This window comes from Sphingomonas sp. GW821-FHT02B09, from assembly GCF_059421875.1.
The window spans coordinates 246778-262233 of record NZ_JBWKVV010000003.1 but is presented as its reverse complement, the minus strand read 5'-3'; the positions used below and the strand labels follow the sequence as shown (position 1 = coordinate 262233).

Sequence of the window (15456 nt, the reverse complement as noted above, 5' to 3'; positions counted from 1 at the left end):
ACTGGCCCAGGCGCGCCGATCACGCAATCACTTGCAGCCCGGATGCGGACCGGCTACGCGCGCCTTTCCAGGACATGCGGAGCGGTGGCCGAGTGGTCGAAGGCGCTCGCCTGGAAAGTGAGTATACGTCAAAAGCGTATCGAGGGTTCGAATCCCTCCCGCTCCGCCACTTCGGTCCCCGGCCTGTAAAGGGCTAAAGACCCCTTTTGGTCTTCGTCGTTCCGGACATTCGTGTGAGCGGCCTGCAAGCGCAGACGTCCACATCAGTGGTTTTTCATACCGAGCCGAAGCGTGGCCTCCAGCCCGCCGGTGGGACGGTTGGCAAGGGACAGGTCCGCCCCGATCGCCGCCGCCTGCGCCAGCGCGATCGTCAATCCTATGCCGGTGCCGTCGCCGCTCGATCGCGACCGGTCGGCGCGTACGAAGGGATCGAATGCGCGGGCCAGTAGCGCCTCGTCCATGCCCGGGCCGGAATCCTGCACCGTGACGATCACCGACGTGCCGGCGCGGTGCGCGGCGATGTCGGCGCCGCCGCCATATTTGATCGCATTGTCGATCAGGTTCGACAGGCAGCGCGCCAAGGCATCGGGTCGCACCCGCACCAGCGCGCCGCAGCCTTGGGTGAAGCGCACCGCATGGCCGAACTCGGCGGCATCATCGGCAAGGCTGGATAGGAGCGAGTCGAGATCGACCGTCGACCAATCCTCGGCGCTCTCGCCGCTGCGGGCGAGGTCGAGGCCGCGTTTCACCATCGCCAGCGTCGCCGATAGGTCGGCGACCAGCCGTTCGCGCAACGCCTCATCCTCGACCTGTTCGAGCCGCAGCCGCAGCCGCGTCAGCGGCGTCTGGAGGTCGTGGCTGATCGCCGCGAGCATCCGCGTCCGCTCGCGCAGGCCGGCGCGGACGCGCGCCTGCATCAGGTTGAAGGTCGCCAAAGCCGCGCGCACGTCGCCGGGGCCGGTTTCGACCACCGGCTCGGCGTCGATCGATCGGGCAAAGGCGTCCGCCGCCGCGGAAAGGCGCCGGAGCGGCGCGGTCGCCAGCCTCGCCACGATCAACGACAGCGCGATCGCCGCGACGACGACGAGCAGCAGGAACAAGCGGTCGGTCGTCCAGCCCGGCGGGGCGGGCAGCCGCGGCAGGTCGATCGCCACCGCGACGGGGTGCCCGCCCACGTTTAGCGTCAGCAGCCAGCAATCGGGCAGCATCAGCGGTTTCAGTCCTGCCGCGCGCGCACGGGAGCGGAATGGGTCGTGAAGCTGGCAGACACCGGTGGGCGCGTGCGCGAGCACGGCCTGTATCGCCGGCGCGGTGCGCCTTGCGAGCGTCGCGGTGAGGTCGTCGTCGCGCGGCGGGATCGGCCTGATCCCTTCGCCCGCGAGATGCGCGCCCAACAGCCGGCCGTCGCGCAGGCTGACGAGCGCACCGGCGGGGTCGCGGTGCAGACGATCGATGACGTCGAGCGCGCTCGCGATGACGCGCTCGTCGCGCACCCGCCGGAACTCGGCCCGCCGCCCTTGTTCGGCGAGGAACAGCGCGGCGAGCGACGCGATCGAGATACCGACGACGAGGATCAGCGCGATCCGGCCCGCCAGCGATCCGAGAAAGCGCATCGGCCGGGCGGCGACGCGCCTCATGCGAACGTGGTCGTCGCCGCGAGCATATAGCCCTGGCCGCGTACGGTGAGGATCAGATCGTCGCCATCGGGTTTGAGTTTCTGGCGCAACCGGCTGATCTGATTGTCGATCGTCCGGTCGAACGCGGCGGTGGCGGCGCGCGTCGGCACCAGCGCCTCGCGCGACAGCGGCCGCCCGGCGGCGTGGACGAGGCGCGAGAGCATGTCGAATTCGGCGGTCGACAGCATCACGACATTGTCGCCGGGGGCGAGCAGGCGACGTTTCACCAGATCGAGCCGCCAGCGGCCGAAGGTGGCGATGCGGGCCGGCGTGCCCGTGCCGCGGCGCAGCAGGTTGCGGATCCGTGCGGTCAGTTCGCGCGGCTCGAACGGCTTGGTCAGATAGTCGTCGGCGCCGAGTTCGAGCCCGAGCACGCGGTCGATCGCGCTGTCGCGCGCGGTGACCATGATGATCGCGCCGCCATAGCCCTCGGCGCGCAGTTCGCGGCACAGCATCAGCCCGTCGCCGTCCGGCAGGCCGAGGTCGAGCACGACGAGGTCGATCGCCGCCGCCGCCAGCGCCGCGCGGACGCCGGCGACGTCGCCCGCCGCGCTCAGCCGATAGCCCTCGCGCGCGAGCTGCGCCGCGACCAGATCGCGGATGTCGGGATCGTCGTCGGCGATCAGCAGATGCGGACGGTCCGCCGCGGTACCGGGCATCATATCGTCGTCCCTCTGCTGCGGCGGCGGCAGCCGGCCGCCAGGCAGCGGGCATAGCCGGGCGGGCGGCGGCTGCCCAGCCATCGCCCGGTCACAGCGTGTCGTCCGATCCGATCGCCTGATACAGCGTCACCCGGTTGGCGAGGTCGGTGAGCGCCGCCGAGATCGCGGTCTGCTGCGCGCTGTACAGCGTCCGCTGCGCGACCAGCGCGGTGAGGAAACTGTCGCTGCCCTCGCGATAGCGCGCCTCGCCGATCGCATAGCTCGCCTGCGCGGCGGCGACGAGATCGGCCTGCGCCTGGCGCTGCCGCGCGATCGTGCCGCGGCGGGCGAGGCCGTCGGCGACCTCGCGATAGGCGGTCTGCGCCGCCTTGCGATAGGTGGCGAGATAATAGTCCACCTGCGCGCGCGCATAATCGAGATTGCCGCGATTGGTGCCGCCGAGGATCGGCACGCTCACCGACGGCGTCGTCGTCCAGGTCGAGCCGGAGAACAGCCCGGTCAGCGCGCTGCTGGCGAGGCCGAGCACGCTGGTCAGCGAGATCTGCGGGAAGAAGGCGGCACGCGCCGCGCCGACATTGGCGTTCGCGCTGCGCAATTGATGCTCGGCCTCGACCACGTCGGGCCGGTCGAGCAGCAGCGCCGACGACAGGCCGGCGGGGACGGTGGCGATGCCGGCGTCGAGCGCGGTCAGGCTGGCGGGCAGCAACGCATCCTCGACGTGCGCGCCGACGAGCAAATCGAGTGCATTGCGATCCTGCGCGACCTGCGTCGTGCGATCGGCGACGTCCGCCTGCGCCTGCGCCAGCAGCGTGCGCGCATCGGCGAGGTCCGAGCCGCTGACCAGCCCGGCGTCGTGGAGTTCGGCGTTGAGGCCGACCGTCCGCGCGCTGCTGCGCACCTGCTCCTGCGACACCTTGAGCAGGTCCCGGTCCGCGGCGAGCGTGACATAGGCGGTCGCGGTCTCGGCGACGACGGCGAAGCGCGTCGAGCGGGCGCCGCTCTGCGTCGACAGATAGGTCTCGAACGCCGCGCGCGACAGGTTCTTCTGCCGGCCGAACAGGTCGAGTTCGAAATTGCTGACCCCGGCGCTCGCCGAGAACAGGTCGCTCGACGCCGCGGTCGCGGTGCCGCCGCCGGTGACCGCGCGCGCGATCGACGCCCCCGCATCGGCGGAGACGGTCGGCAGGCGATAGGACCGCTGCACGCGATATTGCGCGCGCGCCGAGGCGACGTTGGCGACCGCCGCGGCGAGATCCTGGTTCGCCGCCAGCGCGCGTTCGATGACGATGCGCAATGTCGCGTCGGTGACCAGCGACCGCCACGGCATCCCCGCCTTGCCCGCCGCGGCGGGGGCGTAGGCGGCGCCCGCGGGCCATGACTGCGGCACCGCATCCGCCGCGGTGCGGACCTCGTGCGGCGCCAGATCGCAGGCGGCGAGCGCGCCCGCCCCCAGCAGCAGCATCGCGATGCGCAAACGGATCATGCCGCACGCTCCCTGCGTCCATGGAACAGTCGCGCGACGACGACGAAGAACATCGGCACGTAGAAGATCGCCAGCGCGGTGGCGGTCAGCATGCCGCCGACCACCGCGGTGCCGATCGCGATCCGGCTGTTGGCGCCCGCGCCGGTGGCGACCGCCAGCGGGAAGACGCCGAGGATGAAGGCGAGGCTGGTCATCAGGATCGGCCGCAGCCGCGTCCGCGCCGCCTCCAGCGCAGCGTCGACCACGTCCTTGCCCGCGCGGCGCGCCTCCTCGGCGAATTCGACGATCAGGATCGCATTCTTGGCGGCGAGGCCGATCGTGGTGATGAGCCCGACCTGAAAATAGATGTCGTTGTCGAGCCCGCGCGGCGTCACCGCGAGCACCGCGCCGATCACGCCGAGCGGCAGCACCAGCAGCACCGCGATCGGCACCGACCAGCTTTCGTACAGCGCCGCGAGGCACAGGAAGACGATCAGGACCGACAGGCCGTAGAGCATCGGCGCCTGCCCGCTCGCCTCATTCTCCTGAAACGACAGGCCGGCCCAGGCATAGCCGGTGCCCGGCGCGAGCTGGTGTTGCAGCTTGACCATCTCGGCCATCGCCGCGCCCGAGCTGCCGCCCTCGGCGGGTTCGCCCTGGATTTCGTAGGAGGAGCGGCCGTTGAACCGCGACACGCTGTTCGGACCTTTCTCCCACGACAAGGTTGCGATCGACGAGAAGGGGACCATCGTGCCACTCGCGGTGCGCGCGAACCAGCCGCTGAGGTCGTCGGGCAGCATGCGATAGGGCGCGTCCGCCTGCATATAGACGCGCTTCACCCGGCCGCGATCGACGAAGTCGTTGACGTAGACGCCGCCCCAGGCGTTCGACAGCGTATTGGTGACGTCGGCCTCGGTCAGGCCGAGCACGGCGAGCTTGGCGTCGTCGAGCGTGATGCGCAGCTGCGGCGTATCGGGCAATGTCGAGGCACGGACCTGCGCCAGTTTCGGATCCTTGTTGGCGGCGGCGATCAGTTTGTCGCGCAGCGCGACGAAGGCATCGCGGCTGAGGCCGCCGGTATTGGTCAGCTCGAAGGTGAAGCCGTTCGACTGGCCAAGGCCGGAGATCGCTGGCGGCGTCAGCGGGATGACGGTCGCGTCGCGGATCGTCCCGAAATTCCGGATCGCGCGCGCGTTGATCGCCGAGGCGCTCTGGCTGGCGTCCTTGCGCTCGTCGAAGGGCGTGAGGCTGGCGAAGGCCATGCCGGCATTCTGCCCCGAGCCGCTGAAGCCGAAGCCGGTGATGCTGAACACGTTTTCGATCGTCGCCTTCTCGTGCGTCGAATAATAGCTCTGGACGCGGTCGCGCACCGCCTCGGTCCGCTCGTCGGTGGCGCCGGCGGGCAGCGTGTACATCACCATCACCTGTCCCTGATCCTCGACCGGCAGGAAGCTGGTCGGCAGCCGGACGAACAGCACCGCGAGCACGACGGTGATCGCCGCGACCACCGCCAGATGCAGCCAGCGCCGGCCGATGACGCCGCGCGTCGCCGCGACATAGCGATTGGTGGTCCGGTCGAACCAGCGGTTGAACCGGCCGAACAGGCCGCGCCGCGCCAGCGGATCGCCATGCGTCGGCTTGAGCAGCGTCGCGGTCAGCGCCGGGCTGAGCACCAGCGCGACCAGCACCGACAGCAGCATCGACGACACGATGGTGATCGAGAACTGGCGGTAGATCACCCCGGTCGAGCCGCCGAAGAACGCCATCGGCAGGAACACCGCCGACAACACCAGCGCGATGCCGACCAGCGCCGAGCCGATCTCGCCCATCGAGCGGATCGTCGCCGCTTTGGGATCGAGCGCCTCCTCGGTCATCACCCGCTCGACATTCTCGACCACGACGATCGCGTCGTCGACCAGCAGGCCGATCGCCAGCACCATCGCGAACAGCGTCAGCGTGTTGATCGAATAGCCGCAGACCGCGAGCACGCCGAACGTGCCGAGCAGCACCACCGGCACCGCGATCGCCGGGATCAGCGTCGCGCGCCAGTTCTGCAAAAAGACGAACATGACGATGATGACGAGGACGATCGCGATGGCCAGCGTCTCGACCACTTCCTCGACCGACAGTTTGACGAAGGTGGTGGTGTCGCGCGGATAGGCGATCGCATAGCCCGCCGGCAGGTCGGTCGCGAGCGCGGCCATCCGCGCCTTGACCGCGGTCGCGGTCTCCAGCGCGTCGGCGCCGGTCGCGAGCTGGATCGCCATGCCCGCGGCGGGATGGCCGTTGAGCTCGGCGGAGGTGGTGTAGCTGTCCTGCCCCAGTTCGACGCGTGCGACGTCGGACAGGCGGACGATTGCGCCCTCCGTGGTGGTCTTGAGCACGATCGCGCCGAATTGCGCGGGCGTGCTCAGCCGCGACTTGGCGCGGACGGTGGCGTTGAGCATCTGCCCCTTCACCGCGGGCAGCGCGCCGATCTGGCCGGCGGCGACGTCGACGTTCTGCGCCTCGATTGCGCTCTGCACGTCGGAGGGCATCAATTGCACCGCGGCGAGCTTGGTCGGATCGAGCCAGATGCGCATCGCATATTGCGCGCCGAACACCTGGCTCTGCCCGACGCCGTCGACGCGGGCGAGATCGTCCTGGAAATTGCTGACCAGATAATCGGCGATGTCGCTCGCCGACGCCTTGTCGCTCTTGTCGTAGAGCGCGACGATCATCAGGAAGTCGCTGTTCGACTTGGTCACGGTCACGCCCTGCGACGTCACCGCCGAGGGCAGCCGCGCGCTCGCCTGCTGCACCTTGTTCTGCACCTGCACCTGCGCGGTATCGGGGTCGGTACCCTTGGCGAAGGTGACGGTGATCGACGCCGAGCCCGCGGAATTGGAGCTGGACTGGAAATATTGCAGCCCGTCGATGCCGGTGAGCTGCTGCTCGATCACCTGCGTCACGCTGGTTTCCAGCGTCTCGGCGGAGGCGCCGGGATAGGTGGCGCTGATCGCGATCGTCGGCGGCGCGACGTCGGGATATTGCGCGATCGGCAGCGACCGCAGCCCGGCGACGCCGCCGAGCATGATGCAGATCGCGATCACCCAGGCGAAGATGGGGCGTTCGACGAAGAAGCGGCTGATCCCCATGTCAGCGATCCTGCTTCACGGCGACGGGCTTGACCGTCGCGCCCGGCTGCGCCTTGTCGGTGCCCTCGACGATCAGCCGGTCGCCCGCCTTCAGCCCGGCGGTGACCAGCCAGTTGCTGCCGATCGCCTCGCCGGTGGTGATCTGGCGTTGCACCACCTTGTCGTCGGCGCCGACCACCAATGCGGTGGCATTGCCCTTGGCGTCGCGGGTGATGCCCCGCTGCGGTGCGAGGATGCCGTTGCGCACCACCGTCTGCGGTACGGTGACGCGAACGAACATGCCGGGCAGCAGCAGCCCCTGCGGATTGGGGAAGCGCGCGCGCAGCGTGACGGTGCCGGTGGTGGCGTCGACCGTCGCCTCGCCGAACTCGATCCGTCCCGCCTGCGGATAGGCGCGGCCGTTGTCGAGCGTCAGGCGGACGGTGGTGCTTGCCGGCAGCGCCGAACCACTGGCGAGGCTCTGGCGCAGGTCGAAGACGTCGCTGCTCGACTGCTGGATATCGACGAAGATCGGGTCGAGCTGCGCGATCGTCGCCAGCGCGGTCGTCTGTGCGGCGGACACCAGCGCGCCCTGCGTATAGGTCGAGCGGCCGATCCGCCCCGAGATCGGCGCATAGACGCGCGTGAAACCGAGCTGCACGTTCGCGGTGCGCAGCGTCGCGCGATATTGCGCGATGCTCGCCCGCGCCTGGCGTGCGGTGGCGACCGCATCGTCGACGTCCTGCCGCGCGACCGCGTCTGCGCTCTGCAACCGGCCGTAGCGCGCGACCTTGGCCTGCGCGGTCGCCGCCTGCGCCTCGGCGCTGGCGACCTGCGCCGCCGCCTCGTCGCGGGTGGCGCGATAGAGGCGCGGATCGATCTGGTAGAGCGGCTGGCCGGCGCGGACCGGCGCGCCCTCGGTGAACAGCCGCGCCTTGATGATGCCGTCGACCTGCGGGCGCACCTCGGACATCGCGGTCGCGGCGGTGCGGCCGGTCAGCACCGTCGTCGTGGTGACCGGCGAGGTGGTGAGCGTGACGACGCCGACCTCGGCGGGCGGCGGCGGTGCCATGCCGCCCTTCGAACCGCCGCCGCAGCCGGCGAGCGTGAGCGCGAGCGCGAGAGACGCCGCGACACATGGAGAGACGGGTTTCATGCCGCGCGACCGCCTGCATCCCGATCGACATCCGAACCGGAGAGAAACGCGAGAGGATGGCAAGCGAACATGGCGGAGGACCCCGATGAAGGTCAGTCCCTCTATTCCGATCCGGCAGGAGCAGACAGACATGGTCCGTAAGCGAATGTAACGGTTTGTAACGGGTGGTCGCTATAGTTCTGCGACCCGTATCGGATAGTTGGCCCGATAAAGGCATCACGGATAATCATGACACGTTCGCGCGCGTCGACCTCGAAGAAGCTAGGGTTTGTGGTCGTGGTGTGGGCCATCTATTGCCGCGTGAGACGTTCGATCCGTCGTCCGCTGGGTGAACCCCTTCGCATTTGATCGCGCTGCCTGCTTGCAGCATGATCATCCCACGCCAGACAATAGGCGGAAGGATAGAGGGTGTCGTGAACGGGTCGCTGCGGTGATCGTCGAATCATGCTGGCGCTCGCGGCGCCGCGCGACGGTATTGCAGACCGGCGCGGCGATGCCGCCGCCGACGTTCCTCTCATTCTTTCCGACCTCGAGCAATGATTTCGAGAATTGTGCAGGTCGGCGACTGTGCTGGACCCGGCCGTAACGGAATGGATAGCAGATGACGAAGAATCGTTGGATCGTCCTGGTCGCCCTGGCCTATATGCTTTCTATCGGGATGGCGCTGCCCATCTATGCGGGCAGCGTGATCAACACGTCGATGGTCGTCGACATGGGCTGGAACCGGCAGACGCTCGGGCTGCTGGTCGGTGCGAACATGATCGTCAATGGCCTGCTCGCCCCGGGCGGCGCGTTCGTCGTGCAGAAGATCGGCGTCCGTCATGCGCTGATCGCCGGTGCGACGCTGATGGCGCTCGTCAGCGCCGCGCTGGCGACGATCGTCACCGCGCCGTGGCAGGCGATCCTCGCCTTCGGCCTCGGCCTCGGTATCGCCGGCAATCTGACCGGGATCATCGCCTGCCAGACCGGCGTCGCGCAATGGTTCGACGAGCAGCGCACCACGGCGCTGTCGCTGCTCTACGCGGCGATGGGGGTCGGCGGCTTCGCCTCGGTATGGATCGTGACGCGCGCGATCGAGGCGTCGCACGACTGGCGTGCCGGCTGGTGGATCTTCGCGGCGGCGGCGGCGGCGGGCGCCATCGTCGCGACGCTGGTCATCCGCAACCGGCTCGACGCATCGGGCACCATGGCCGGTCCCGGCATGCCGATCGCGCCCGACAGCGGTGCGGCGCGTTCGGTGGACGAGACGCTCACCCTCGGCGGGGCGCTGCGCTCGCCGTTCCTGTGGGCGGTGTGTCTGTGCATGCTCGCCTCGACATCGGCGGCGGCGTTCGTCGTGGCGCACGTCCAGGCGTATCTGCGCGACGTCGGTTTCTCGCCGACCGGTGCGGCATCGGCGGTGTCGCTGTTCTCGCTGGCGACGTTGGGCGGCAATCTCGCCGTCGGGCCGATCGCCGCCAAATCCTCGCCGCGCATCGCTTATGCCGCGGCACTTGGCACGCTGGCGATCGCCATGCTCATCCTCATCAACGTACACGGATCGCCGATGCTGTATGCCTTCGCGATCATCGCGGGCATCGGGTTTGGTGCGAGCCAGGTCGGGTCGATGGCGATCCTCGGTCATTACTGGAGCACGCGGCTGTTCCCTGCGCTGACGGCGCTGGGCCTGCTGATCCAGACCGCGGGCGGCGGTGCCGTGCCGATCATCGCCGGCGCCTATTTCGACGCCAATCACAATTACACCGCGATCCTCGTTGCGATCGTGCTGCTCAACGTCATCGGCGCGGCGGTGCTGATGGTCGCCCGCCCGCCGGTCCACGCGCCGGTCGCGGCGGTCGCCTGACGCGCCACGCCGCGCGTCGTTCACGCGGCGGACGCGCACGCATTCGACCTACCGTCGCCGCATGCGGGTTCCTAGCCACCACGCGATGCCGACCGGTGGCCAGGAACAGGAAAGACCCCGATGAACAAGCTATTCGACTCCCCCGACGCTGCCGTCGCCGATATCGCGGACGGCGCGACCGTCGCGATCGCCGGGTTCGGGGTCGGCCACAGCTATCCCAACAGCCTGACCGTCGCATTGCGCGATCAGGGGGCGACGCATCTGCGCGTCGTCGCCAATTCGCTCGGCGGCGGCGGCCAGCACCGCCCGCAGATCCTGGTGGAGAACGGCCAGGTCGACGCGGTCGTCCTGTCGTTCTCGGCCCGTCCCGGCATCGCCTCGCCCGAGGAGGCGCTGGTCGCCGAAGGCAAGCTCGACCTGGAAATGGTGCCGCAGGGCATCCTGGTCGATCGCCTGCGTGCCGCGGCGGCGGGGCTGCCCGCTTTCTACAGCCCCGTCACGGTCGGCACGCCGCTGGCCGATGGCAAGGAAGTCCGCGATTTCGACGGCAAGGCGTATGTGCTCGAGCGCAGCCTGCCGGTCGATGTCGCGCTGATCCGCGGCTGGCGGGCCGACCGCTTCGGCAACGTTCAGTTCCGGGGCAGCAGCGCGCATTTCCATGCATCCTTCGCCAAGGCCGCCCGGCTCGCGATCGTCGAGGTGCAGGAGATCGTCGAACCGGGCGTCATCGCGCCCGACCAGATCGACCTGCCCGGCATATTCGTTCACCGCGTGGTCCAGTCGACGATCACGATCGGGGCGAGTGCAGGGCGGATGGGACGGCGCGCCCCCGAAAGCGGGCGCGACTATCTCGGCAAGCCGGCGCTGTCCCGATCGGCGATCGCGCGGCGTGCCGCGGCGCTCGTTCCCGATGGCAGCTACATCAATCTTGGCTCGGGTCTGCCGACGCTGGTGGCGGGTCATATCCGCGGCCGCGAGGTCTTTTTGCATGCCGAAAACGGCGCGCTGGGCTATGACCTGCTCGACGATCCCGAGGACCATGACCCGGACTTCTTCGACGCGGCGGGCAATTTCATCCGGCTGCGGTCCGGCGGCGCGGTGTTCGAAAGCGTCGCCTCGTTCGAGATCGCGCGGTCGGGCAAGCTGTCCGCGATCATGCTCGGCGCCTATCAGGTCAGCGAGGCCGCCGACCTCGCCAATTGGGCGACGCCGGGCCAGCAGGGTGGCGGCATCGGCGGCGCGATGGATCTGGCCGCATCGGGTGCGCCGGTGATCGTGGTCATGGAGCATACCGACAGCAAGGGGCGCCCGAAGCTGGTCGCCGACTGTGCCTATCCGCTGACCGCGCCGGGCTGCGTCACGACGATCGTCACCGATCTGGCGCTGTTTCAGTGGCGCGACGGCCGGTTCGTCGTCGAGGAGATCGCGCCCGGATTCACCCGGGAGGACATCCGCGGCCTGACGCCGATGCGGTTCGATTTCGCCGCCACCGTCGGCGTGCTGGGCGAGGGCTGATGCGCGCCAGCCGATCGTCGCGGTACACGCAGCGGACCACGATGTGTCGACACTTCCCGTTCCGCAGGCCGGAGCATAGCCTTTCCACTATGATCTAGCGAACCGTTCATCTCCAATAGTCGGATGGTTCCGCAGGGAAATGTCCGGCTTGCGGCCAAATTGAACTCCGGCGGCAAATCGTTTCTGCGCCGCTTGATGCGAACAAAACTATAAAACGGCCGCAAGTGTTTTAAGCGGCATGCAAAAACATGAGAGGATATTCGATGGCCCGTTGTGTGGGAGGCCTGCTCGCGCGCGTCAGCGTGAGCGCTCTGTTGCTTGGCATCGCCGCGCCCGACGTGGCGTTCGCACAGTCCGCGACCCCGTCGGTACCCTCCGCCACGACGCCGTCGGTATCGACGGACGGACAGGTCCAGCCACAGGCGCGGTCGGGCACGGCCGCCGCCGCCCCGCCGCCCTCGTCGCAGACCGCGGCACCTGCCAACAGCGATATCATCGTCACCGCACAATTTCGGTCGCAGCGGCTGCAGGATACGCCGCTGGCGATCACCGCGATCAGCGCTGCGGACCTCGAGAAGCGCAACCAGACGAGCGTCGTCGATCTCGCCGGCAACGCGCCCAACATCACGATCCTGAAAGGCGGGTCGGGCTATGGCCTGACCCCGACGATCAGCATTCGCGGTGTCGGTGCCGGCGACTATAATTTCGCGCTGAGCCCCGCCGTCGGCGTCTATCTCGACGATGTGTATATGCCGACGTTGTTCGGCTCCGCGTCGGATCTGGTCGATATCGATCGCGTCGAAGTCCTGCGCGGGCCGCAGGGGACGCTTTCGGGCAAGAATTCCGTTGGCGGTGCGATCAAGATCTTCTCGAAAGCTCCGGACAACGATTTCGGCGGCGTCGTCGAGGGCGGATATGGATCCTACGACACGGTGCGCCTGCGCGGAGCGATCAACATCCCCATCGTCAAGGATACGCTGGCGCTGCGGATCACTGGCGCCTTCTCGCGCGAGGACGGCTATCTCACCCGCATCGATTACGGCTGCCGCTTCCCCAATTCGGGGATAGCCGCGACGACGACCGCATCGAATTGCGTGCTGGGCAAGGAGGGCGGCACCAATCACCGTGGCATCCGCGGCCAGCTGCGCTGGACGCCGACCGCTGCGCTGCAAGTCGATCTCAGCGCCGATTATACGAAGATCGACGACCAGCCGGCCGCGACCAAGCTGACCTATGCGCGCAATCCGCAGAACATCCCGCAGACGAACTTCGCGCAATTCCTGACCGACGCGCGGTTCGTCAACTACGCGACCAATTGCGTCGCCGAACTTGGCTATTGCCAGCCGTCGGTCGCGAAGTCCGATCCCTGGGGCGTGTCGGCGCGGATCAGCTACGATTTCGGGCACAAGCTGTCGCTGGTCTCGATCTCGGCCTATCGCGCCTATACCGCGCGCTTTACCAGCGACGGCGATGCCGGCCCGCTGACCGCGCTGCAGCAGGACAACCAGCTCAAATACCGGACGTTCACGCAGGAACTGCGGCTGAACGGGTCGCTCGGGTCGCTCGACTGGACGCTCGGCGGCTTCTACTCCACCGATCGCGGCGTCCAGGCCGGGCGACAGAACGTCGGTTACGTCGGGGTGCCGTTTCCGCCCTTCGCGCAATTGTCCGATTTCAACCAGAACGACGTCATCACGGCGAGCAGCCTCGCGGGCTTCGTCCACGGCGTGTATCACTTCAACGACAAACTCAACCTGACGCTCGGCTATCGCCGCACGCACGACGCGCGCGACTATACGTTCAACCGGACCGCCAATACCCCGGCGGCCGATCTGGCGGCGTCGATCAACGGAACGACGAGCCGGTTCCGCGGCAACTCCAACGATTACCGCGCGACGCTCGACTATCGCTGGTCGAACCAGATCCTGACCTATGCCACCTTCTCCACCGGCTTCCGCGGCGGCGGCATCAATCCCCGTCCGTTCGTGGCCAGCCAGGTCGTGCCATTCGGACCGGAGCGCCTCAAGAATTACGAGATCGGCATGAAGACCGATCTGTTTGACCGGCGGCTGCGGTTGAACGCGAGCGCGTTCTACGATCGCTACAACGACATCCAGGAAACGATCACGAGCGGCTACGGCGGTTTTCCGATCTCGGCAGTGCCGGTCAATTCGGGCGATGCGACGCTGAAGGGCGTCGAGCTCGAAATGAACGCGCGCCCGTTCGGCGCGCTGCAGCTCGACGGTTCGGTAAGCTACATCAAGTTCGACTTCACGCGCCTGTCGGCCGATGCGCTCGCCTCGGGGCTGACCAGGGACATGGTGTCGCCGTTCACCCCGTCGTGGAAGGCGAGCCTCGGCGCGCAATATGCGGTCGACCTCGATCGCTTCGGGGTGCTGACGCCGCGTCTCGACGTCAATTACCAGTCGTCGCTCTACACGCAGGCGGTGAACAACGATCGCAACAAATTGCAGGCGTTCACCGTGCTCAACGCCAAGCTGAGCTATGCGCCGCAGGGTTCGGCTTGGCTGTTCTCGATGGCGGTCACCAACGTCACCGACAAATATTATTTCGTGAACATCGACGACACCTATCAGGGGACGGGAACGACCCGCGCGACGCCGGCGCGGCCGCGGACCGCGTTCTTTTCGGTGAAGCGGACGTTCTGAACCGGTGTCTACCGGCTCGGTACCGGCGCGTACACGATACGGACGCCACCCGGTTGCCGATGTCGCCGCCCCCCGGATCGACCTACCATCACGCCAACGACCGAGCACATACTCGGGCAGTAGGATGAGGTTTTCCATGGCTACCGCAATTGCACCCGCGCTTCGCGCCCTCGTGCCGCCCGAACCCGAACTGACGCCCGAGGCCATAATCGCGCGTGCGCATGCGATGATTCCGACGCTGCGCGCGCGGCAGGCCCAGGCGGAGGCGGCGGGTCGCCTGCTCGAGGAGACCAATCGCGACTTCCTAGAGGCGGGATTCTACCGGATCGTGCAGCCGCGCCGCTTCGGCGGTTATGAATTCGGGCTGCCGACCTATGTCCGCGTCATGATGGAGATCGCGCGCGGTTGCCCGTCGAGCGGCTGGGTGCTCGCGCTGGTGTCGGGCCATCCGATCATGCTCGCCGATTTCGACGAGCGCGCGCAGGAGGAGGCCTATGGCGACAACGGCGACTATCGCTGTCCGTCGGTCGGCTCGCCGGTGCCGGTCAAGCCGGAGAAGGACGGCTTCCGCGTCAGCGGCGTGTGGGACTATACCTCGGGCTGCGACATATCGACGCATGCGATGGTCAGCGGCCTGATCCCCGACGGCAAGGGCGGCATGACCGCGCGCCTGATGCTGGTCGACCGCGCCGACTATACGATCGTCGACAATTGGCGCATGATGGGGATGCAGGGTACCGGATCGCGGCAGGTCGTGGTGAAGGACGTGTTCGTGCCCGGCTATCGCACCGCGCCGATGGCGATGTGGCTGGCGCGGGGCGAGAATGCCGCGCACGCCAATCCGATGTACAACGGCCGCAAGGGCTCGTTCTTCCTCATCGAACTGGGCGCGGTCGTCGTCGGCACCGTGAAGGGCGCGCTCGATCTGTACGAGGATATCTGTCGCACCAAGACGATGCGCTTCCCGCCGAAGGTGTTCCTGTACGAAAGCCATGAGTTCCAGCAATATTTCGGCGATGCCCAGGCCAAATTGGACGCGGCCGAGGCGCTGTTGCTCAAGGTGACCGAGCGCTACGTCGAGGCGTGTAGTTCCGATCCAATCACCGGTGGCGACTTCAGCGAGGAAACCGATCGCCGGCTGTTCGCCGCCGCGCAGGAGGCCTGCAAGATGGCCTGGGATGCGCTGGAGATCATCTTCACCACCGCGGGAACCAGCATCGGCCAGCGCGATTCGATGTTGGCGCGCATCTATCGCGACGCCAGCGTGCAGAAGACGCATTTCGTCCAGCAGCGGTCGCGCACTGCGGTGAACGCCGCCCGCCTGCATTTCGGCCTGTCGCCGCTGACGCCGTTCTGA

The 15456-nt window shown here is 68.0% G+C and carries 9 protein-coding genes and 1 tRNA gene; 5 read left to right on the top strand and 5 right to left on the bottom strand.

Annotated elements, in window-relative coordinates; genetic code table 11:
- The first annotated feature begins 78 nt into the window (after positions 1 to 78).
- Positions 79 to 169 (top strand) — tRNA-Ser (locus tag AC07U4_RS15620).
- Positions 170 to 263: 94 nt separating this feature from the next.
- Here the strand turns inward: AC07U4_RS15620 and AC07U4_RS15615 are convergent.
- From AC07U4_RS15615 to AC07U4_RS15595, 5 genes are all read right to left on the bottom strand, one after another.
- Positions 264 to 1637 carry an ATP-binding protein gene (locus AC07U4_RS15615; RefSeq protein ID WP_495196040.1) on the bottom strand — a complete coding sequence of 458 codons (1374 nt, stop codon included), beginning with the start codon at positions 1635 to 1637 and terminating at the stop codon, positions 264 to 266.
- Positions 1634 to 2335, bottom strand: a complete 702-nt coding sequence (locus tag AC07U4_RS15610) for a response regulator transcription factor (protein ID WP_495196185.1) — start codon at positions 2333 to 2335, stop codon at positions 1634 to 1636. The genes AC07U4_RS15615 and AC07U4_RS15610 overlap by 4 nt, the downstream gene beginning before the upstream one ends.
- A 91-nt stretch (positions 2336 to 2426) precedes the next feature.
- The gene (locus AC07U4_RS15605; RefSeq protein WP_495196039.1) at positions 2427 to 3821 is read right to left on the bottom strand and encodes an efflux transporter outer membrane subunit; all 1395 of its coding nucleotides are present in this window, start codon (positions 3819 to 3821) and stop codon (positions 2427 to 2429) included.
- Positions 3818 to 6937 carry an efflux RND transporter permease subunit gene (locus AC07U4_RS15600; RefSeq protein ID WP_495196038.1) on the bottom strand — a complete coding sequence of 1040 codons (3120 nt, stop codon included), beginning with the start codon at positions 6935 to 6937 and terminating at the stop codon, positions 3818 to 3820. Before AC07U4_RS15600 ends, AC07U4_RS15605 begins: the two co-directional genes overlap by 4 nt.
- 1 nt (position 6938) lies before the next feature.
- Positions 6939 to 8072 (bottom strand): efflux RND transporter periplasmic adaptor subunit, encoded by a 1134-nt coding sequence (locus tag AC07U4_RS15595; RefSeq protein WP_495196037.1) that lies wholly within the window; start codon positions 8070 to 8072, stop codon positions 6939 to 6941.
- Positions 8073 to 8673: 601 nt separating this feature from the next.
- Here AC07U4_RS15595 and AC07U4_RS15590 point away from each other — a divergent pair.
- The 4 genes from AC07U4_RS15590 (at position 8674) to AC07U4_RS15575 (ending at position 15456) form a co-directional block, all read left to right on the top strand.
- Positions 8674 to 9915 (top strand): MFS transporter, encoded by a 1242-nt coding sequence (locus AC07U4_RS15590; RefSeq protein WP_495196036.1) that lies wholly within the window; start codon positions 8674 to 8676, stop codon positions 9913 to 9915.
- 120 nt (positions 9916 to 10035) lie between these two features.
- Positions 10036 to 11430, top strand: a complete 1395-nt coding sequence (locus tag AC07U4_RS15585) for a 3-oxoacid CoA-transferase (RefSeq protein WP_495196035.1) — start codon at positions 10036 to 10038, stop codon at positions 11428 to 11430.
- Positions 11431 to 11693: 263 nt separating this feature from the next.
- Positions 11694 to 14099 (top strand): TonB-dependent receptor, encoded by a 2406-nt coding sequence (locus tag AC07U4_RS15580; protein WP_495196034.1) that lies wholly within the window; start codon positions 11694 to 11696, stop codon positions 14097 to 14099.
- Between the two features lie 136 nt (positions 14100 to 14235).
- Positions 14236 to 15456 carry an acyl-CoA dehydrogenase family protein gene (locus tag AC07U4_RS15575; RefSeq protein ID WP_495196033.1) on the top strand — a complete coding sequence of 407 codons (1221 nt, stop codon included), beginning with the start codon at positions 14236 to 14238 and terminating at the stop codon, positions 15454 to 15456.